General features: G+C 58.8%; 22 protein-coding genes. 11 read left to right on the top strand and 11 right to left on the bottom strand.

Annotated features, from left to right (window positions below):
- Nucleotides 1-269: 269 nt before the first annotated feature.
- Entirely contained in the window at nt 270-515 is a 246-nt protein-coding gene (locus BGE01nite_RS00900) for a hypothetical protein (protein WP_146848367.1), read from the bottom strand.
- Nucleotides 516-526: 11 nt separating this feature from the next.
- Here BGE01nite_RS00900 and BGE01nite_RS00895 point away from each other — a divergent pair, with 11 nt between their 5' ends.
- Nucleotides 527-1,027 carry a helix-turn-helix domain-containing protein gene (locus tag BGE01nite_RS00895; RefSeq protein ID WP_146848366.1) on the top strand — a complete coding sequence of 167 codons (501 nt, stop codon included), beginning with the start codon at nt 527-529 and terminating at the stop codon, nt 1,025-1,027.
- A gap of 47 nt (nt 1,028-1,074) precedes the next feature.
- Nucleotides 1,075-1,974: an ImmA/IrrE family metallo-endopeptidase gene (locus tag BGE01nite_RS00890; protein WP_146848365.1), complete on the top strand. Its 900-nt coding sequence runs from the start codon at nt 1,075-1,077 to the stop codon at nt 1,972-1,974.
- Nucleotides 1,975-2,033: 59 nt separating this feature from the next.
- Here BGE01nite_RS00890 and BGE01nite_RS00885 read toward each other — a convergent pair whose 3' ends face one another.
- Together BGE01nite_RS00885 and BGE01nite_RS00880 are read right to left on the bottom strand one after the other, a co-directional pair.
- On the bottom strand, nt 2,034-3,119 hold the full coding sequence (locus BGE01nite_RS00885; protein WP_146848364.1) for a YifB family Mg chelatase-like AAA ATPase: 1,086 nt from the start codon (nt 3,117-3,119) through the stop codon (nt 2,034-2,036).
- A gap of 95 nt (nt 3,120-3,214) precedes the next feature.
- On the bottom strand, nt 3,215-3,763 hold the full coding sequence (locus BGE01nite_RS00880; protein ID WP_146848363.1) for a DUF4339 domain-containing protein: 549 nt from the start codon (nt 3,761-3,763) through the stop codon (nt 3,215-3,217).
- Between the two features lie 164 nt (nt 3,764-3,927).
- Between BGE01nite_RS00880 and BGE01nite_RS00875 the strand changes: the two genes are divergently transcribed.
- From BGE01nite_RS00875 to trpS, 3 genes are all read left to right on the top strand, one after another.
- Nucleotides 3,928-4,671, top strand: a complete 744-nt coding sequence (locus BGE01nite_RS00875) for an MIP/aquaporin family protein (protein WP_146848362.1) — start codon at nt 3,928-3,930, stop codon at nt 4,669-4,671.
- 45 nt (nt 4,672-4,716) lie between these two features.
- A complete protein-coding gene (locus BGE01nite_RS00870; RefSeq protein WP_146848361.1) occupies nt 4,717-5,454 on the top strand; it encodes an ATPase in 738 nt (245 codons plus the stop codon).
- A gap of 83 nt (nt 5,455-5,537) precedes the next feature.
- Nucleotides 5,538-6,503, top strand: coding sequence for a tryptophan--tRNA ligase (gene trpS, locus BGE01nite_RS00865; RefSeq protein WP_146848360.1), 966 nt, complete (start codon nt 5,538-5,540; stop codon nt 6,501-6,503).
- A gap of 141 nt (nt 6,504-6,644) precedes the next feature.
- Here the strand turns inward: trpS and BGE01nite_RS00860 are convergent, their stop codons facing one another.
- The 3 genes from BGE01nite_RS00860 to ahcY all read right to left on the bottom strand — a co-directional run bounded on the left by BGE01nite_RS00860 (nt 6,645) and on the right by ahcY (nt 8,710).
- Nucleotides 6,645-6,944, bottom strand: coding sequence for a type II toxin-antitoxin system RelE/ParE family toxin (locus BGE01nite_RS00860; RefSeq protein WP_146848359.1), 300 nt, complete (start codon nt 6,942-6,944; stop codon nt 6,645-6,647).
- Entirely contained in the window at nt 6,941-7,159 is a 219-nt protein-coding gene (locus BGE01nite_RS00855) for an addiction module protein (protein WP_218032858.1), read from the bottom strand. Before BGE01nite_RS00855 ends, BGE01nite_RS00860 begins: the two co-directional genes overlap by 4 nt.
- Nucleotides 7,160-7,306: 147 nt before the next feature.
- A complete protein-coding gene (gene ahcY / locus BGE01nite_RS00850) occupies nt 7,307-8,710 on the bottom strand; it encodes an adenosylhomocysteinase (RefSeq protein ID WP_146848358.1) in 1,404 nt (467 codons plus the stop codon).
- 250 nt (nt 8,711-8,960) lie between these two features.
- Here ahcY and BGE01nite_RS00845 point away from each other — a divergent pair, with 250 nt between their 5' ends.
- Genes BGE01nite_RS00845 through BGE01nite_RS00835 form a run of 3 tightly spaced genes read left to right on the top strand, consistent with a single transcriptional unit; the run spans nt 8,961 to nt 11,705 of the window.
- Entirely contained in the window at nt 8,961-9,764 is an 804-nt protein-coding gene (locus tag BGE01nite_RS00845) for an MlaE family ABC transporter permease (protein ID WP_246145630.1), read from the top strand.
- 32 nt (nt 9,765-9,796) lie between these two features.
- The gene (locus BGE01nite_RS00840; RefSeq protein WP_246145629.1) at nt 9,797-10,591 is read left to right on the top strand and encodes an ABC transporter ATP-binding protein; all 795 of its coding nucleotides are present in this window, start codon (nt 9,797-9,799) and stop codon (nt 10,589-10,591) included.
- 37 nt (nt 10,592-10,628) lie between these two features.
- Complete coding sequence (locus BGE01nite_RS00835) at nt 10,629-11,705, top strand: MlaD family protein (RefSeq protein ID WP_146848357.1); 1,077 nt, start codon at nt 10,629-10,631, stop codon at nt 11,703-11,705.
- Nucleotides 11,706-12,340: 635 nt separating this feature from the next.
- Here BGE01nite_RS00835 and BGE01nite_RS00830 read toward each other — a convergent pair.
- The 3 genes from BGE01nite_RS00830 to BGE01nite_RS00820 form a co-directional block, all read right to left on the bottom strand.
- Nucleotides 12,341-12,916, bottom strand: coding sequence for a hypothetical protein (locus BGE01nite_RS00830; RefSeq protein WP_218032857.1), 576 nt, complete (start codon nt 12,914-12,916; stop codon nt 12,341-12,343).
- Nucleotides 12,917-13,231: 315 nt separating this feature from the next.
- Entirely contained in the window at nt 13,232-13,501 is a 270-nt protein-coding gene (locus BGE01nite_RS00825; protein WP_218032856.1) for a hypothetical protein, read from the bottom strand.
- Nucleotides 13,502-13,650: 149 nt separating this feature from the next.
- Nucleotides 13,651-14,676, bottom strand: a complete 1,026-nt coding sequence (locus BGE01nite_RS00820; protein ID WP_170266504.1) for an endonuclease/exonuclease/phosphatase family protein — start codon at nt 14,674-14,676, stop codon at nt 13,651-13,653.
- Nucleotides 14,677-15,017: 341 nt separating this feature from the next.
- Here BGE01nite_RS00820 and BGE01nite_RS00815 point away from each other — a divergent pair, with 341 nt between their 5' ends.
- From BGE01nite_RS00815 to BGE01nite_RS00805, 3 genes are all read left to right on the top strand, one after another.
- Nucleotides 15,018-16,625: a DUF7868 domain-containing protein gene (locus BGE01nite_RS00815; RefSeq protein WP_146848354.1), complete on the top strand. Its 1,608-nt coding sequence runs from the start codon at nt 15,018-15,020 to the stop codon at nt 16,623-16,625.
- Between the two features lie 16 nt (nt 16,626-16,641).
- Complete coding sequence (locus BGE01nite_RS00810; protein ID WP_146848353.1) at nt 16,642-17,442, top strand: DUF2182 domain-containing protein; 801 nt, start codon at nt 16,642-16,644, stop codon at nt 17,440-17,442.
- A 94-nt stretch (nt 17,443-17,536) separates the two neighbouring features.
- Nucleotides 17,537-18,037 (top strand): DUF7868 domain-containing protein, encoded by a 501-nt coding sequence (locus BGE01nite_RS00805; RefSeq protein ID WP_146848352.1) that lies wholly within the window; start codon nt 17,537-17,539, stop codon nt 18,035-18,037.
- A gap of 74 nt (nt 18,038-18,111) precedes the next feature.
- Here the strand turns inward: BGE01nite_RS00805 and BGE01nite_RS00800 are convergent, their stop codons facing one another.
- The gene (locus BGE01nite_RS00800) at nt 18,112-18,990 is read right to left on the bottom strand and encodes an HAD family hydrolase (protein ID WP_146848351.1); all 879 of its coding nucleotides are present in this window, start codon (nt 18,988-18,990) and stop codon (nt 18,112-18,114) included.
- A 92-nt stretch (nt 18,991-19,082) separates the two neighbouring features.
- Entirely contained in the window at nt 19,083-19,982 is a 900-nt protein-coding gene (locus BGE01nite_RS00795) for a TIGR01777 family oxidoreductase (RefSeq protein WP_146848350.1), read from the bottom strand.
- Between the last annotated feature and the right edge of the window lie 49 nt (nt 19,983-20,031).

The raw sequence follows: 20,031 nt of genomic DNA, 5'->3' as shown, positions 1-20,031 counted from the left end.
TTAGCATAGTGAGATCATTAAACATTGGGCGGCCAACCCTTAACTGGTATGACAACGCGGGCTGCAGAATGCGCAGCCATTCACTTGTCGATGATGATTGCGTGCCTTCTGCACAGCTCCAGAGCAGTCAGCGTGATAGCCCAAATCTGTCTTTCTGATGGCAAGAGCCAACCAAGAACATGTCGATTTATGAACTTCGTGATCGCCATTCGGCTGGGCAGTGTCGTTGACAAAGTATTTGTCCATAGTTCGCAGGGATAATAAGGAGGTTAACGAGCTTTGTTTGATTGCGACAGAACCGATCCAGCGAGGGATTTGGTTTCATCGCTATACTTCTTGCTATCCAGAACCCGGCCTGCGAGCGCTTCGATATCAGCTCCGGTCTGGTGTCCAGAAGACCGCTGCGCGAGCGCGCTAGCCGCCAAGCTCTTGGCTGTTTCAGAGGCGCTGGAATCGGCCAGGATGCGTCCTGCCTGAGATGCCAACGAAGGAGAGGTAACTTTGGTGTTCTTCATGTGAGTTCAACTTGATTGCTAACGGTGTCCATGTTGTTCAATATAATGAACCGGTCAAGGGTAAAGGTCTTGCTATTTTGAACTTCGAGCCCATAATTTTCATTATGCGAAACCTCGGCCCCCGCCTTCGAGCCCTTCGGACCGAAAAAAACCTCACTCTTCCTCAGCTAGCCGAGATGGCTCAGGTGTCGAAGGGGCTTGTTTCAAAATTGGAGAACGATGAGGAAAGTAATCCATCTATCGATACTCTCTTCAAAATTGCCGAGGCACTTGATGCGACTCTAGCGGATCTTTTAGAGACAGAGCAGGCACAAATTAAACGAGTGATACCGGAAAAAAAGCCAGAATGGTTAGATGGACTTGTTCGCTTCCTGAAATCTGTGGGAAAGGAGCCTGATCCTGCCATCCTTGATGCCATGTACGTGCTGAGGAACCGTAAAGCCAAAGTGCACCGAGACCTAGAGCACTGGAAGTTCGTTTACCAAAGCATAGAAAACAGTTTTCGGGCTTAAGCGGTTGGATATATGTTTAGCCATTGCCTAAACAGGTCCGCCATCCCATGTCAGCAGCTACGACTAAAGACCGCCACCCTTCGGTGGAGGCTCTCTTGAAACATTTTGGGGAAAAGAAACCAAAAGCCCTTATACGACGGCTTGCCCAAGAAAAGGTGAGCTACGCGAAAAGGCATGGATGGTCTGGGCCCGCCTTTTGCCCGCGCCAACTATGTAGTTTGTTTGGCATCCGATGCTTTGAAGTCGAACACGATATCGATGGGGACGGGCGCATCCTACTCGGCGCGAACGGCCGGCCGAAGATTGAATATGCTGCGGGTCGAATGAAGGAACGCCAGGCCTTCACAATTTTTCACGAATTTGCGCATACCTTGTTCCCCGACTATTGCGACTTCTTGCCTCTCCACCATGCCGCAGCACAGAGTAGTCCGGAAGAGAAAGAGTTCGAAAGCCTCTGTGATACCGCAGCGGCTGAAATGCTGTTCCCCAGTGACGAATTCACCGATGATCTGAAAGGCATTGGTCGGCTCCATTTCCCAGAGTTGCTTCGGCTCCAGCAGCGATACGGAGGCTCATTGGATGCCACATGTTACAGAATGGCGGAACTAATCTCGGCTATCCCTGTCTCGTTCGCATTCATGACCGACCAACGAGGCAGCTTCAGCGGAGGTGGTCCTCTGTGGGTAAAACATTCGTCGGGGAACAAACTCTTCAAGGGCTATATCAAAGGAGGAGAGCGCCCTCCTAAAGATTCCGTGGCGACAATATGCTACGCTGAGCAATCCCAAAGCGTCGGGCCTGTGAGAGAGACTTGGTGGATCGATGGCTCCCCCAGAAGCTATATGGCAGAGGCAGTCAAATTGCCAACTGTGGCGAATCCCGACTATCCAAAACTCGTCGTCATCCTTCTTCCCTTGAGCTACAAGGGCGGAAGCCTTTGTATATAACAAGCCAGTTAGTTTTCGGGCGGGAAAAAAGGGGGCGGGGGCTCACACTATATTCGTGCTCAGCGCCGCAGTCGCTCGAACCCGTATGGACAAGGATTCATGGCGGCGACCAGGAGAGCCGTGGCAGGAAAGGTCATGGTGCCTGCGGCGCGGGAGATGGTGACTTTGCCATCCTCCAGCGGCTGGCGCATCACCTCCAAAGTACTGCGGCGAAACTCCGGCAGTTCATCCAGGAACAACACGCCATTGTGGGCGAGCGATACTTCTCCGGGGCCGGGATTGCTTCCGCCACCGAGCAGGCCCGCATCACTGATGGTGTGGTGGGGAGAACGAAATGGCCGCGTGGCCACAAACGAGCGCTCCTCGGTCAGAAGGCCGCTGGCGCTGTGAATCTTCGTGGTCTCGATCGCCTCCTCCTCAGTCATCGGCGGCATGATGGTGCCGATCCGCTTCGCGATCATCGACTTGCCTGTTCCAGGCGGGCCCACCATCAAAAGATTGTGACCGCCGGCCACGGCCACCTCGATGGCGCGCTTCGCATAGCCCTGGCCTTTCACATCCGCAAAATCGATATCGTAAACAGAGGCGCCCATGAAAAACTCAGCCGCCCTGCAGGGCTCTGGCGTCAGCTCAATGTCACCTTTCAAGTACTCGACCACCTCACGCAGATGCTGCACGCCGATGATGTCGATGCCAGCGACCACGCTGGCCTCCACCGCCGCGCGCTTCGGCACAAGCAGGCGCTTGCGACCTTTCCGCCGTGCTTCCAGCGCCACCGCCAGCAGGCCGCGCACGGGACGGAGTTCGCCGTTCAAGGCCAGTTCACCGATCATGGCTGTCTCCGCGAGAACCTTGATGGGGATTTTGGAGCGGTGGGCGATCAATGAGATGGCGATGGGCAGGTCAAAACCCGGCCCCTCCTTGCGCAGATCCGCAGGCGCGAGATTCACCGTGGTGACACCATCATTCATGGCAAAGCCGCAGGAGGCGATGGCCGCGGTGACACGCTCGCGACTTTCCTTCACCGAGGCATCGGGCAAACCCACAATAAACATCTTGGGATTTCCACCCCCATCATGGGACTCGATCTCGACCTCGACAGCATCGACGCCGACAAGGGTGGCTGAATACGTTCTGGCGACCATTCAAATGAACTATCCCAACCATCACCAACGCCGCAAGCATGGTTTTTGCACCGCCCTTATTGGATGTGGGTCTGATTCAGAAGTGATGCGTGCGCTCAGTTCTTCAAATCCGCAGCCCCGGTCTTCGCCAGGTCCACCATCTCACGCACGAGGGGCATGGCATTCATCGTGATGACCCAGAGCAGCAGGATCCACACGGCGGCATTCACGATGAGCATGAACTGCACGAAAAACTCCACCCAGCGCGGCCAGTGCTTGAGAAAGCCGTCAGCATTGGCCTCGGGACGGTAAACACGGCCCTGTAGCACGGAGGCGGACGCGCGCCAGAGCTTCGGCGGGAAAAAGAAAAAGCCGATAAGCATCTCCCGCAGCACCCAGCCGCTGCGCTTTGGCAGAGGCACCTTTTCATATTCGCGATAGCGCGCCACGCGCTGCCGGCGGGTGATATCCTGCACAAAGTCCGCGCCCTCATGCAAGCGCAGTTCATCGAGCTGGAGGAGCGGCCGCCAATCCGTCTCGCCATCACGCAGGGCGAGATCATGCACCTGCACGGAACCATACGCGAGATAGCTGCGCAGGTCATCGAGAGTGCAGGGGCCGACGGTCTTGCCACCTTTGGAGATGTAATACTGAAACTGGGACACGGGTTTCGGGAGGACCTACGTTCACGCGGAGAGCAGGCAGGATGTCAAGTTACCTAACTTTTTTCCGCGAGAAAAAACGACCGCTATCTACAGTCTTGCCGCCAAACGGGCAACCCGATAGCCTCGCGCGGAATTCCAACCTCAATCAACCACCTGACCCAGCCATGAATGCTCCCCTCGCGGAACTGTTCGGAACCATGATCCTTGTCCTGCTCGGTGACGGAGTCGTCGCCAACGTGGTGCTCAAAGGAACGAAAGGAAACAACAGCGGATGGATCGTCATCACCACTGGCTGGGCCATGGCGGTGACGGTGGGGGTCTACTGCACGGCGGCCATCAGCGGCGCGCATCTGAACCCTGCCGTGACGGTGGCCATGGCCTACCTCGGCAAGCTGCCCTGGGCCGAGGTGCCGGGCTATGTGGGCGGCCAGGTGGCAGGCGGCTTCCTCGGGGCAGTGCTGGTCTGGCTGGCCTACCTGCCGCACTGGAAGGTCACGGAGGACAAAGCCTCGAAGCTGGGTGTGTTCTGCACCGCTCCGGCGATCCGTCACACGGCCTCGAACCTGATCTGCGAGATCATCGGCACCATCGTTCTGGTGCTCGGGGTGCTGGCCATCCTTTCACCGGTGAACCTGGACCCCAAGACGGGCTTCTCCACGGGTCTCGGACCTGCGCTGGTCGGTTTGATTGTGTGGTCCATCGGCCTCTCGCTCGGCGGACCCACCGGTTATGCCATCAACCCAGCCCGCGACCTCGGCCCGCGCATTGCCCACTTCCTCCTGCCCATTCCGGGCAAGGGCGGCAGCGACTGGGGCTACTCCTGGATTCCCGTGGTGGGGCCGATCATCGGTGGCCTGCTCGGCGCGGTGATCTACGTGGCCCTCTGGGTCATGCCTGCGGCGGCTTAATCTCACTTGGCAGGGGCGCAGCGGGAGGGTTATGACTTTCCCGCGATGGTCACTCCACCCACCCTCTGCATCATCGGCGGCTGCAACGGCGCCGGGAAAAGCACGCTCGCCCGTGAATTGCTCCCGCGCTTGGGCATTCCGCGTTTCCTGAATGCGGACCTCATCGCGAAAGGCCTCTCGCCGAGAGACCCGAGCCTCGCCGCCTTCAGCGCAGGTCGGCGCCTCCTGGAAGAGGCACAGAGCCTCATCGCCGCAGGGAGCAGCTTCGCCATCGAGTCCACCCTCAGCGGCAAGACCTATGTCAAACTGCTCCAGCAGGCGAAGGAGAAAGGCTTCAAGGTGCTGCTGCACTACATCCTCATCTCCTCCGCCAGCCAGGCCGTCGCCCGCGTGAAGTTCCGTGTGCTCACAGGCGGTCACCACGTGCCGGAGGAGGACATCCGCCGCCGCTACGACCGCAGTGTGAAGCACTTTGCGCAGGACTACCTGCCCCTTGCCGATGAGTGGGGTTTGTGGGACAATGCCCTACCGCCAGCGGTCAAGATCGCGGGCGATCTCACCCACACCAAACAGGAGGCCATCGACATGATCCCATCCTCGATACTCCAGGAGCCTGAGCCGATAAAGTATTCGGAAATGGACAAGATCGTCCTCGAAGCCAGCCGCGTGGCCACGGAGAAGATGATGCACCTCTACGAATGCATGGGGATCAAGGTGACCCCGGAGATCACCCTGGCCCCTGACTCGCCACCGCCGAGTTTCAAGCCCTTCGACCTCTGGTAAGATCAGGCGTCGGCATTCCTGACTTTCCCTTCCGCCGGGCTTGATCCCGGGCGGAACGCCGCCATCTCTAGCGCCCCTTTCTTATGCGCATCCTTTCCGGCCTCCAACCCAGCGGACGTCTCCACATCGGCAATTACTTTGGCATGATGGAGGCAGCTCTGAAGCTCCAGCACGAGGGCGATGCCTATTACTTCATCGCGGACTACCACTCGCTGAACACGGTTCAGGATGGCAAGCTGCTGCGCGACCATGTGCGCAATCTGGCGATCGACTTCCTGGCCTGCGGCCTCGACCCCGCCAAGAGCGTCTTCTTCCGTCAGAGTGATCTGCCGGAGCATGCCGAGCTTTCCTGGATCCTCAGCACCGTGACCCCCATGGGCCTGCTGGAGCGCTGCCACAGCTACAAGGACAAGGTGGCGCACGGCATCAAACCTTCCCACGGCCTCTTTGCCTATCCCGTGCTCATGGCCGCAGACATTCTGATCTATGACAGTGACGTGGTGCCCGTGGGCCGCGACCAAAAGCAGCATGTGGAGGTCACGCGCGACATCGCCATCAAGATGAACGAGACCTTTGGTGAAGGCCTCTTCAAGCTGCCTATGCCACGCATCAACGAGCAGACCGCTGTGGTGCCAGGTCTCGACGGCCAGAAGATGAGCAAGAGCTATGACAACACGATCCAGCTCTTTGAAGAACTGCCTGCGCTGAAGAAGAAGATCATGGGCATCAAGACCGACTCCACACCCGTGGAGTCTCCCAAGTCCATCGAAGGCAGCAGCATCCTCGCGCTCTACAAGCTCGTGGCCTCCCAGGCTGACTATGACACCATGGTGGCCGATCATGAGAAAGGCGGCGTCGGCTACGGCGACTTCAAGAAGCGCCTGCTTCAAGCCATGACCGAGCACTTCGCCCCCTTCCGCGAGCGCCGCGCCGAGATCATCGCCGATCCGAAGTACGTGGACCGCGTGCTCGCCGAAGGTGCCGAGAAAGCCCGCGCCGTGGCCCGCAAGACCCTGGCCCGCGTGCGTGATGCCGTGGGCTTGGGATGATCGATTGCATCTTTGGTTAGGAAAGCATGAAGTCCGCGAGTGATGGTGCTCGCGCTACGTGATGCTGCGCCACGGAACTCTGCGTGATGATCATCAGAGGCCATCATGCCCTCATCGGACATCCGCGATGCTTGCTTGGCCTCACGCCCCTCGCAAGTGACGCCTGATCCATGAAGGGCGGCGGCAGCAATCGGTGATGGCGCGCACCTTGACCACCTTGTCTTCAACGGTGTAGAAGATGGCGAAAGGAAAGCGCTTTGACAGAGCTCGATGAAAGTGACGATACGGCTTCAGATGCGTCCCTGCGGTGATCGCCAGCCCATCAATGTCAGTGTATAGGTGACGAAGGAAATAGGCACCCAGACCAGCTTCCTGCTTTTCATAAAAGCGGTAACCAGCAACGAGATCTTCTTTGGCGAGATCGAGGATCTGGATTCTCATCGAACAGCTTCAAGAATCTCTCGCTTCGCATCTTCCCAATCAATGAACTTGGCGGTACCGGCGGTGACTGCCGATTCACGTTCGTCGAGCAAATCCTGTTGCCACTTCGGAACGGAAAGATCAGCCTCTGCCGTCGAAATATCATCCCAAAGCGCTTCCATGACGAAGAGCTTCTCTTTCAAGGGCATGTCATGCAGGGCCTGAAGCGAGATCATACCATAACTTACGGGATAAGGGATCGATTTGCCAACCCAATCTCACCCAACCAAAAACGCGCCCGGCCTTTCGACCGGACGCGTTTCAGGTTTTGGGGGTAAAGGGTGGGTTGCAGAACGAGTTGGAAAACTCGTTCTACGATCCGATCAATAACGGTAGTGGTCCGTCTTGTAAGGGCCTTCAACTGGCACGCCGATGTAATCAGCCTGGTCCTTGGAGAGCACGGTCAGCTTCACGCCGATCTTGGCGAGGTGCAGACGGGCGACTTCTTCGTCGAGCTTCTTCGGCAGGACGGTGACGCCGATCGGGCGGCTGTCCTTGGTGGCCCAAAGTTCGATCTGAGCCAGCGTCTGGTTGGTGAAGCTGTTGCTCATCACGAAGCTCGGGTGGCCGGTGGCGCAGCCGAGGTTCACAAGGCGGCCTTCCGCCAGCATGAAGATGCTGTTGCCAGCCGGGAAGGTGTACTTGTCCACCTGGGGCTTGATGTTGAGGCGCTTCACGTCCTGACGGGCGTTGAGCTTGTCCACCTGGATCTCGTTGTCGAAGTGACCGATGTTACAAACGATGGCCTGGTCCTTCATCTTCTCCATGTGCTCGAGAGTGATGATGTCCTTGTTGCCGGTGGTGGTGACGTAGATGTCGCCGGTGCCGAGGGTGTCTTCGATCGGCATCACGCGGTAGCCTTCCATGGCGGCCTGAAGGGCACACACAGGGTCGATTTCGGTGACGATGACCTGCGCGCCCATGCCGCGGAGAGCAGCGGCGCAACCCTTGCCCACATCGCCGTAACCGCAGACCACGCCGACCTTGCCGGCGATCATGACGTCCGTGGCGCGCTTGATGCCGTCCAGGAGGGACTCGCGGCAGCCGTAGAGGTTGTCGAACTTGGACTTCGTGACGCTGTCGTTCACGTTGATGGCAGGGAAGAGCAGCTTGCCAGCCTTCGCCATTTCATAGAGGCGATGCACGCCGGTGGTGGTCTCTTCAGAGACGCCCTTCAGATCTTTGACGATCGTGTGGAAGATGCCGGGGGTTTCCTTGGCGATCTGCTTGAGCAGGTCCTTGATGACCTTCACTTCGTGGTTGTCGGAAGGGGTGTCGACCCACTTGTCACCGTTTTCCATCTCATAACCCTTGTGGATGAGGAGGGTCACGTCACCACCGTCGTCGACGATGAGTTCCGGGCCTTTGTTACCGGGGAAGATGATGGCCTTCCATGTGCACCACCAGTATTCTTCCAGGGTCTCGCCCTTCCAGGCGAACACAGGCGTGCCCGTGGCGGCGATGCCAGCGGCAGCGTGGTCCTGGGTGGAGAAGATATTGCAGGAGGCCCAGCGCACGTCAGCGCCCAGTTCCTTCAGCGTCTCAATGAGCACGCCGGTCTGGATGGTCATGTGCAGGGAGCCGGTGATGCGGACGCCAGCGAGGGGCTTCTTCGGGCCGTACTTCTCGCGCGTGGCCATGAGGCCTGGCATTTCGCTCTCGGCGATGTCGAGTTCTTTACGGCCGAAGTCGGCGAGGGCGATGTCTTTGACTTTGTAGTCGCTCATGGTCGTGGTGTGGTTTCAGGTTTGGGGTAAAACGATCAAATCAACGTATCAGGATGCGTTGATATGTTCTGGTAGAGAGGCCGAAAGTCAAATGGGGATTTGGGTGAGGCAGCGGGGCTCTGGCTGCGTGCCTTCCGAAACTTCTTTGTCACCATCTCGTCGGCTCTCCTCAGACAGACGTATGCCCCCCGCACATCTGCAGCATGAGGTCGATTGCCTTTGACTCATCAGGTGCCATGATCCCCCGCCGATGAGTTTCCCCCTGAACATTCTGGCCTTCATAGGCCAAATCGCCCTGCACTTTCTGACCTACCTAGGTCAGGTGGCGGAACTGGCGAAGGAGCTGCTCATCGCCCTGCGCTCCGGGGTCTGGCGCCTGCGGCTGGTGGCCCAGCAGATTGTGGCCATCGGTTACGGCTCCCAGGGCGTGGTCATCGTGACCGGGGCCTTCACCGGGGCCGTTTTCACCTTTCAGAGCTACGCGAAGTTCAAGGAGTTCGGCATCGAGACCACCGTGGGGGCCGTCGTTTCCGTGGCTCTCTGCCGTGAGCTGGGCCCCGTGCTGGCAGGCCTCATGGTCGCTGGCCGTGTGGGCGCGGCCATGGCAGCTGACATCGGCACCATGAAGGTCACGGAGCAGGTGGACGCTCTCCGCGTCATGGGTGTGCACCCCGTGGACTACCTCGTCCTGCCGCGCTTCCTGGCCATGATGATCTCCATGCCCTTCCTGGTGGCGGAGAGCGTGTCCTTCGGCCTCTTCGCCTCCTACCTCGTAACCAGTGTGGGTTATGACATGCCCGCCACCTGGTACATGACCCACATGGTGGACCACACGAACATGGAGGACCTCTCCATCGGCATGATCAAAGGCTTCGTCTTCGGCATGCTCATCACCCTCATCTCCTGCCACCAGGGCCTCGCGGCCGAAAACGGCGCCGTGGGCGTGGGTGCTGGCACCACACGTGCGGTCGTGATCTCCTCCCTGGTGCTCCTGATCGTGAACTTCTTCCTCTCGATCGCGCTGAACTACGTCTTCCCCATCGGTGCCACCTGATTGATGGCTGAACAGCGCACTTGCTTCGTCCCATGAACCCCACCCTCACCACCATGATCCCCCGGACCATTCACGGCCCGGATGAGATCTTCATTGACCTGCGTGGTTTGAGGAAGCGCTTCGGCAGCCAGCAGGTGCTGGATGGCATCGATCTCCAGATCAAGCATGGCGAGACGATCTGCCTCATCGGCCCCAGCGGCGAAGGCAAGACCGTGACCATGAAGCACGTCATCGGCCTCATCCATCCCGATGAGGGCGATGTCTACGTGGCCGGCATGCATGTGAATGTGCTCAAAGAGCGCCAGATGGCTGCCGTGCGCCAGAAGGTCAGCATGCTCTTCCAGGGCGCCGCTCTTTTTGACTACCTCACCGTCGAGGAAAACGTGGCCTTCCCGCTGCTTGAGCGCGGCCTCAAAGACAAGGCCGAGGTCAAACGCCGCGTCATGGCCGCTCTCGAAGCCGTGGACCTCGACGAGCACGCGCACAAGTACCCCACCAATCTCTCCGGCGGCATGAAGAAGCGCACCGGCATCGCCCGCGCCATCATCGACCGCAGTGAGTGCATCCTCTACGATGAGCCGAACTCCGGCCTCGACCCCATCGGCTCTGACATCATCGACCAGATGATCCAGCGCATGCAAAAGCGCTATGGCGTGACATCCATCGTCGTCACGCATGACATGCGCAGCGTGTTCAAGATCGCCACCCGCGTGGCCATGCTCTACCGCGGCAAGATCCACTTCCTCGGCACACCCGAAGAACTGCGCAACTCCCCCGACAAGCTCGTGCAGGACTTCATCAATGGCCGTTCCGACGTGACCTGCTAGTCTCCTTTCCCCCTCATCCCCACCCCTTCTCCTCATCATGGACAGCAATAGAAAAACCGAGATGCTCGTCGGACTCTTCGTGTTCGTCGGCCTGCTGCTTCTCGGCGGCCTCGTCCTCCAGTTCGGCCGTGTGCGGGAGGTCTTCAAAGACACCTACACCCTGCGCGTCGCTTTCCCGAATGCCTCGGGTATCAAAGATGGTTCACCGGTTTTCCTCGGCGGCTCACGTGTCGGCAAGGTGAAGGACAAGCCCCGCCTCAACGCCACCTTCACTGGCGTCATCATCGACATCGAGCTCTTCAGAGAAGTCATGGTTCCTGAAGACGCCACCATCTCCATCGGCTCCGCCGGCCTCATGGGTGATGCACTGGTCGAGATCAAGCCCACCGGCAAAGCCACGGACAAGTTCATCCCGCATGACTACCCCGAGATCATCGAAGGCAACCAGTCCGGCGGTCTCTCCGATCTGCAGGGCCAGGCCGAGAAGGTCGCCAAGAAAGTCGACGTCGTGCTCGATGACGTGCGCCTGGCTCTCGGGGACATTCGAACCTCCTTTGAGAAGATCAATAAAGGCGCCCTGGGTGATGCCACGATTGGTGACTTCAAGAAGAGCATCGAGCATCTGCATCACACCATGGAGCGCGTGGATGACAAAGTCTTCGGCGATGAAAATGCCGCCCAGATCAAGGCCGCTATCGCCGATCTCAAAGACGCCGCCGCCAACTTCAAATCGAGCTCCAAAAACCTCGACGAAGCCACCAAGAAGATCGGCCCCATGTTTGACAAGCTCGACCCCGCCATCGCCAAGGCCGACAAGGTCATGGCCAATGCGGATGAAGCCCTCGTGTCCATCAAGAAGGCTGCAGACAGCTTCGCCCAGGCCGCGCGTAACATCAGCACCGGCAAAGGCCTCCTCGGCGCCCTCATCCACGATGCCAGCCTGAAGGACGAGTTCTCCGGCCTCATCTCCAACATCAAGCGCAACGGCATCATCTTCTACCGCGACAGCGCCGAGAAAGAGAAAGCCCAGCAGCAAAAGCTCGTCCCCTCCCAGCCCTCCAGCACCCAGAGTCCGCCCGCCGAGCCCAAGCGCAAACCCCTCTTCGGCCGCTAACCAAGAGTTTGCCGAGCCAAAGGCTCGACAGGAGAAACGAATCCGCCCCACAAGCACGTTGTTCACGCTTCAGCGTGTCAGAGCGTCTTGTGGCAAATGAAGCACCGCACGTGCACATCGTAGGTGGTTCGCCAGAACGAGGAACCCATCCCGCGAACTCAACCAGGCTGGATCTACCGCGATCCACCTGGATCACCTCCAAAGTGGCCAACTTTCTCCGAAAGTTGAGTCCCCTCTTCAATACCCATCTTCAGGTCGGATCCAGTCGGATTGACTCGGATCGACCGTCTTGGAAACCACCGTAAACAATCGCAAACTACGGCAAGCAACTGCAAACGGCTCCCTTGGATCGGCATCGTAGGCTCGTTCGCCAGAACGAGGAACCCGTCCCGCGAACTCAACCAACCTGGATCTACCGCGATCTACCTGGATCCACCACGACCGCCCTTGAGCCGTCCTATTCGCCTATCCAACGAACCTCAAAAAAACACCCTGGATCTGCTTGGATTCACCTGGATCAGCTCAGAGCTGCCTGCCAACCCTCCCTCTCTCTCCAAAACTCCCATCCTCCTGTAAAAAGGACCGCGATCTACCGCGATCCACCTGGATCGCCCAAGTGGCCAACTTCGTTCCTGCTATTTCTTTGAACCTTCAGGAAGGGATCCTGACGGGAGAGGTGCTGGTTTGCCAAGTTCGCGGAACCTTAGTTTCTCGTGATTCAAACCCCACCATTCCTGCCATACTGGCAGGTCTGCGTTACCATAGTTAAATCCGTCGAGCGGCATCGGTGCCCCCTCTAAAATTTTGTAAAGGTAGATCATGACGGAATAGCTGGTGGTTTTGCTTTTCAAGCCATTCGCCATCACCTTCGTGTCGAAAAAGGTTTTGGTATCTGCGAACAACAGTTCGGCCATGACCGTGGTTGCTTCCACCGTTCTCATTTCGGAAAGATCCACCATGGCTGTCTGCTGACGAAAGGCATCCACTTCTGTTTTCACCTCGGTCCAAGGCCGAAGCAGGTGGTGGCGAAGTGAAACTAGCTTGGGATCAGTAGGCGTCCCAAACACCGGCGAGGGCTGGGTGTTAACAGTTTCATTCCTTGCCGCCCCTTCTTTCGCCAGGCTTTCTGATACCGGTTTCAGAAAACTCTGCGGCCTGCTCAGCATCCAGCCGAAAACGCCACCTATGACAACCAGGATCAGCAGAAGCATCTGTGGTTTCATCTTCGTCATGGGGGTGTGAGTCTTGGAGTTCTTTCCATTCGCGCCGACAGATCTCAAGATCGCCTTTGCAGTCCGTAACCTTGGCGAAGGACTGTCCACACTTTCACGCCAGCCTGGAAGCGACCCAAGCGGACCCTTTGGACACTGCGAACTTCCTGACATGGCAACACGCCCGGACGGACTCGATGCGGAGGCTGCGTGGAAGTTTGATGGCTGAACGCGCCCACATCAGTCTGTCAATTTTTGCACACTGACCCCGTTTTACGCGAACTTTTGTGTGGCTGTAGGTTTTTCCATCGTCGCTCAGCTAGTTGCCGCAGTCCTGTTCCGCCAATCGATCTTCCAATGTGATTCATCAAAGTATGCCTCTAATTGTTTGTAATCTTCAACCCATGCATCGTGCCCCTCGATCATTTCTTCATCAGATGCAGTTAGGATCAAGAACCCACCAGTGTTCTCCTCATCATTCTGCACGAGGATAAAATGACCGGCCTCATCACCTTCAAGGATTCTTCCTTTTACTCCGATTTGTATTTCATGTGTCATTCTTTGAATGGGAAAGTGGTTATTCACTCGTAGCTTAGGGGCAAAATGGGGTCAGTGTGCAAAAAATTGACAGCTTTCATGGTTCGGTGGCCACCCATTCCAATATTGGATCAACGACTCTGATAGTGTCATCCTGGCCGAGAATCTAAAGTTCGTTATCCTCGCTTCTGGGTGCTTCAATGGCCCCCCGCACCCACCTCACAGCACGCCGCCCCGTCCATCCAGCGAATGTCCAAAATTTGTGCGCGATGATCAGACCCTAGATTACCACTGATCTCACGACGCTGGATCGCGAGAGGCGGTGTGCAGAGCGCGTGATCGATCGGAATGGCAAACGGTGAGGTCACGCGCCAGGTCGGTGCCCATGGAGGTGTCGTCATATGAAAGCCCAGACGGCCTGCCCGCAGCAGGCAGCGCATGCCTTCACACCAGGGCGTGGCATTGAGATCTCCGAACACAAGCACCGGCTCCTTCAGCGCGGCGGCCTGGAGACCGATGTCCTCTAACAAGAAGTTTCGACTGCGCCACTGCATCGCACCACCTGGTGGCAGCGTGTGCACGCCATACATCACCAGCTCACGCGCACCGATGCTCAACCGCGCTTCGATGGTCGGGGGTGGGTCGGAGTCCAGATTCAGACCGTGCTCAAAGCGATGCGTGACATGCACATCCTTGAGCGGCAGGCGGCTGTAGAAGGCGACACCAAAATTATCCTCGCGAGGATACACCTGATGATGAGGATGGCTCTGCTCCAGAGGCTTCATCGCTTCCGCCCACACATGGTCGATCTCCATGAGGAAGATGACGTCTGCATCAGCCTTGCGGAGGAAGTCCAGCACGTCCTGATGGCGGCGGTTCTCCGTGAGGACGTTCAGGCTCACAACACGCAGCTTGAAGTCCGGCACCTCCGTGCCCGTCGGACTGGGCAGTGTGAACAGCAAGCTTCCGATCATCGCCGCATTGAGCGCCAGGGTCGCCCCACTGATCCAGGCCACGTATTTGCGCCGGCGCCAAAGGCTCCAGCCCACCGCGATCCAGCAGAAGATCAGATACTGCCAGCGGAAGTGCGCAAAGACGTCCAAAGCCCAGTGCCAGTGTCCGAACACGCCTAACCAAGAGCCTGACAAGGCCAGCAGGATGAGCACATCCAGGATGCCATCGAGACGGACCGAGGCGGAGACAAACGGGCGGCTTTGAGTCATGAGGAGAGGATGCAGCGCCCTGTGTGACAGACCACCCGTCATCGATGCTGCAAGATCATCGGGATGATTTTGCCGCCTTGCCGGTAGGAGACAAGGGGAGACAGAGGTCGGGCCTGTTATTTAGGCGTTGCATAAGTTCGATTGAACAATATTACATGGACTTGATTCTTAGGTTTACTGAGCTTTTGCTGATTTACTTGGTGATTACAGGCAAGAATTAAGGCAAACACATTGTTTTAAATATGTAGTTGATATTTGTAAATGAATCAGGCAGCGTCGGTCCAATTCCCGCCAACGTGCGTGGTTTCCGAACAACAAACTAACACAACAGGACACCGATCATGGGACAGCAATACACTCGAAACGACATCTCCGATTCCGGCGGGAACTTCAGTGATCCAAACGTGGTCTGGTACGCCGTGGGCGTGCATGCGATGATGCAGAGATCTCTTAGCGATCCCGCCAGCTGGTGGTACTTCGCCGCTATCCACGGCCAATGGGTGACCCAGACCGACCCGACTTCCCGGTCCTGGGCCCAGGTGAATCCGCCACCGGACGTGCCGACCTCACCAGTCCCCAGCGACACCAGCCTGTGGGATCAATGCCAGCATGGGACCTGGTATTTTGTGCCCTGGCACCGGGGCTACCTCATGGCTTTGGAAGCTCAGCTCCGGCAGGACATCGTCGCTGCAGGCGGTCCCGCCACCTGGGCTCTGCCCTATTGGAACTATTTCCAAAACCCGCAGATGCCCGGGGATTTCGCGGCAACGACGCTTCCCGCGACTCTGCCGGATGGCAGCCCCTTTCCTGCCGGTCTGGGCGGCCAGACAAATCCGCTGTATGTCACGGACCGCTACGGCCCGGATGGTGATGGAAACATCTACATTCCCCAAGGCGGGATCAGCGCCGACTGCCTGAACGATTCGACCTACACGGGCACGAGTGCGAACGGCGGCTTCGGAGGTGGCATCACCACTTTCTCGCACTTCAGCGGGCTCACGGGCGGGCTGGAGAGCAATCCCCACAACAACGTCCACGTGATCGTCGGCAGCACCAAGAACAATTCCGGTGACTACACCGAGGAAGGTCTGATGATCGACCCGAACCTGGCAGCGCTGGACCCGATCTTCTACATGCACCACTGCCTGATCGACCTGCTGTGGGCATACTGGAACGTGGCCCTGGGCCGTTCCAACCCCTCAGACCCTGCCTGGGTCAATGGTCCGACCCCTGAGTTTGCCATGCCTTGGCCGCAGAGCCAGCCCTGGAAATACACTCCCGGGGACGTCGGCAATATTCAGGTGCTGAACTACACCTACGACATGCTGCAGAACACTGCCCTGGCAGCGGCATCGGGCTTCCCCAGCCCGAAAGCCCAGCCTGTGGCTCTCGCGGCCCGGCTGGCCCATCTGGGAGCACCTGCCCTCGAAGCCGCAGCGCGCCCCCAGATCGTGGCACCGCCACGTGCTGCGGAGCTTTTGGGCGCGAGCACCAGCAGCCTGATCGTGAACGGCGGCGTCAGCCGTGCCTCCGTGAAGCTGGACTCGACCGTCAACAAGAAGCTCATGTCCAGCCTGAGCCTGGAATCCACCCCGGATCAGCCGGACCAGGTGTTTCTCAAACTGGAAGGCATCACAGGCACCCGCGGCGCCACCGTGCTGGATGTCTTCGTGAACCTGCCTGCAGGAGCGAATCCCGCCGAAAACCCGCAGCAGAAGGCAGGCAGCGTGGGGCTCTTCGGGCTGAAGCAGGCCAGCGACAAAAATGGCAAGCATGGAGGCTCGGGCCTGACCTTCTCACTCGATATCACCTCCATCGTGGATGACCTGCATCTGGGAAAAACCCTGGATGCCGGCTCCCTGGACGTGCTCCTGGTGCCCTATCGTCCACTTCCCGCAGGAACGGACATCAAGGTGGGACGCGTCAGTGTGTATCGCGTGACGCATTAACACACGGGACATTCCCATGACACTACAACGCAAGCAGCACGCCCGGCTCTTCACGGGCGTGCTTCTCGTCAGTCTGGCAGGGTGGATCGCGCTCCTCACCAGGAGCGCGGGTCCATCCATGCTTTCGTCGACCATGTGCGGGGGCACTGCGAGCCAGCTCATGGAATCTGCCGGTCCGGGACATCAGGCAACGAACTGGGTGCTCATGCTGCTGGCGATGATGCTCCCCACACTGGTGCCACCCGTGTTCTTCATTTGGCAGAGCAGTTTCACCCGGGTCCGGGTGGCCCTTGTCGCACTGTTTTTCACAGGCTTTGGCTTGGTGTGGCTGCTGGTCGGGGCAGGGCTCACCGGGGCCGAGCTCCTCGCCAGATCTCTGGCTCCGCCATCATGGTCATGGTTGCCCGCCATGGTCGTGGGTCTGGTGGCGCTGATTTGGCAGGCATCTCCCGCTAAGCAGATCTGTCTGAACCGGTGCCAGAGTCATCGCCCGCTCGCTGCGTTTGGTTTCGCCGCCGGAAGAGATGCCTTCCAAATGGGGCTGGTGCATGGCCTGTGGTGCGCGGGATCCTGCTGGGTCGCCATGCTCTTCCCCATGGTGCTCCCCAGCGGCCACCATGCCGCCATGGCAGCCGTCACGGTGCTGATGTTTTGTGAGCGCATGGATCCTGCGGCACGTCCGTCGTGGCGGTGGCGCGGTTTCCGCACCTCGTTTCTTTGGTTGGAGAGGCGCTTTCGCGGCTGGCACCCCAGAGTCTTGCCCGGCCGCCAGCCAGCCGTTGCGGAAGCTCCTTGGCACGCTTCCAACACCACTTAGACTTCCGGTGTCAAAGCCTGTCAGCGGGAGTGGCAAACCCTTCAATGCCTGTTTTGGGCAGCACGTTTAACCCGCTCTCATCCGCACACGGTCCATGTCTGATCCCTCACAAGCAAGCACGGTTGGAAGCACCACTCAGGCGCTCCAGCTTGCTCCCACCGGTGCCTCCGTGGTGCTGCCGGTGCAGCCAGAGGCATGCCGTGCATTGGCAGCCGCGCTGGAGACAAAGTCTGGAGCCGACCCCCGAGGCGAGGTGTATCTACGGCTGGAAGGCATCACCGGGGATCAACCCACATTGCTGGACGTCTATCTGTCCGTTCCCGAAGGCGCGGCAGCGGCGGCACATCCGGAGCATCATCTCGGCACCGTTGGCCTCTACGGTTTGGTCCAGTCCTCCATGAAGGACAAGCATGGTGGAGGTGGCCAGGGCATGGGGTTTTCACTCGACGCCACCTGCCTCTTCAAGCGCCTGCGGCTGGCAGGTCCGCCGGTGCCATCAGGCATCCGCGTTGACGTCATACCCAAACGGCCCCTGCCCGAGAAGGGCCGGATCATCATCGGGAAGATCCATCTACTCCACGCGCAGGAACATTAGACAGCCCCCCATAGAGAATACTCTTTTGGTTAGGCATACGCAGGGTCCTTCTCCGCGACCTGCCAGGTCTGGCCTCAAAAATGCGGCGCGGACACGGTGCCTTCCTCGATCTCCAGCTTCTTCTTCCGCACGATGCTGTCCGCAATATCCAGGATCATCTCCTCCAGCAGCAGGCGCAGGTGGCTGCCAGCGCGGTAGTCCGCAGGGGCGATGTGCTTCACACGGTCGGCCAGCGCATTGAGCTGGTAGCATTTGCGGAAGCTGGCGCGGCTGGTCTCCTCCGCGTTGTACACGGCGATGGCATGACCACCGTAGCGCTTCATGAGGGTGAAGCAGGGCACGTCCGTGGGACCATCGCCGATGTAGATCATGTTTTGAAACGGGATGGGCCGCAGCTCAGGGTCCATGTGATCATTCACATCCTCATGCGGCTCCAGCATGCCTTTGTTGATGCGGAAGAGATACTGCGTCTTCGTGGTGTGGCTGATCACACGCTTCGGGAAACTGATGCGTCCGTCCTTGTCCGTGCCGAACTCACAGCCGAAAATGCGCTTCACCGAGGGTGCGAGCGAACTGCCGTCCAGCAGCGCCTTCAAGCCGGAGGAGACGATGTAGTGCTCGATCTTGATGCCTAACGAACGATGCTGCTGGCTCAGTGTGCCGTTCAGTTCGTCAAAAACCTCGGGCACGCCTTTGTAGTAGCGCAGCTGGGCGCCCAGCTTCACCAGCTCATCATTCGTCGGGCGGTCCATCTCAAGGTAGTCGAGCATGCATTTCAGATAGGCCAGCTCGCCATCATAACCTTGCTGGTCCACCAGCTCGCGGCTCTTCTTCCAGAACTGGTTCGCATTGATGCCGAAGTGCGGGAACAGCGTCTCATCCTGCATGTAGGTGGGGCTGAGCGTCTGGTCGTAATCGTAGATGACGGCGATGGTGGTCTGGGCGGCGGACATGGACGGGAGCGGAGCGGGAGGGAAGAGGACAACGGTTCGGTGATCGAACCCCGTTGACTACGGTTGGTTAGACCACAGCAAGCGGCAGACCCTTATGAACCTCCGAGTTCGGTGAGAGCATCATCGAGCTGCGGATAGGCGAAACGATAGCCCAGATCTGTGGCAACGCGAGGAAAGGCGCGCTGGCTGATCAGCAGCATCTCATCCGCCATGCGTTTCGGCGCCAGGCGCATGGCAAAAGCCGGCACGTGGAAGAAGGCAGGCCGCTTCAGATGAGCAGCCAGCCTGCGCGTGTATTCCGCATTCGTCACGGGATGCGGCGCGCACAGGTTCAGCGGCCCCACCACGCTCTCGTTTTCCAAAGCCCAGAGGATGAGCGTGGCCTCGTCCTGCTCGTGAATCCACGGCATCCACTGCTTGCCAGATCCCATGCGGCCGCCGAGCCCCAAAGAGAACACTCGGCGCATCAGCGGGTAAGCTCCGCCTTCCCGTCCGAGCACCACGCCCGTGCGCAGCAGCACCACGCGGGTGCCCATGGCGGAGGCCTGCTTAGCCGCAGCTTCCCACTCCTTGCAAAGTCCTGCCAGATAGCCACTGCCGGCGGGACTGTTTTCCTCCAGCACCTCGTCGCCCCTGTCACCATAGAAGCCCACGGCGGAGGCGCAGAGCAGCACCTTCGGCCGGTTTTCAGGCTTCCAGGTGCGTAGTTGGGTCACGATCTGCCGTGTGAGATCCACCCGGCTCTTCCAGATGCGTTCCAGCTTGGCCTTCGTCCACACGCCGAAGAGGTTTTCACCCGCCAGGTGGATGAGCGCATCCAGCTTCGTCTCAGGCAGGGGATTCTCCTTCGTGGAGATCAGCGTCCGGCTCACATGCGGCTGCGGACTCGAGGCCTGTCGCGAGTAGCCGATGACCTCATGCCCTGTGCCCAGAGCCAGGGTGCCGACTGCGCGCCCCACCATGCCCGTGGCGCCTGTGATGCCGATTTGCATATCAAAGGATACGGCAGGGCCTGCCGTGGTGATCCTGTGTCTTTTGCGC

This window comes from Prosthecobacter gellanilyticus (genome assembly GCF_007992435.1).
GTDB lineage: Bacteria > Verrucomicrobiota > Verrucomicrobiia > Verrucomicrobiales > Verrucomicrobiaceae > Prosthecobacter > Prosthecobacter gellanilyticus.
Note: the sequence above shows the minus strand (reverse complement) of the source record. Positions and strands in the feature narration are given on the sequence as shown.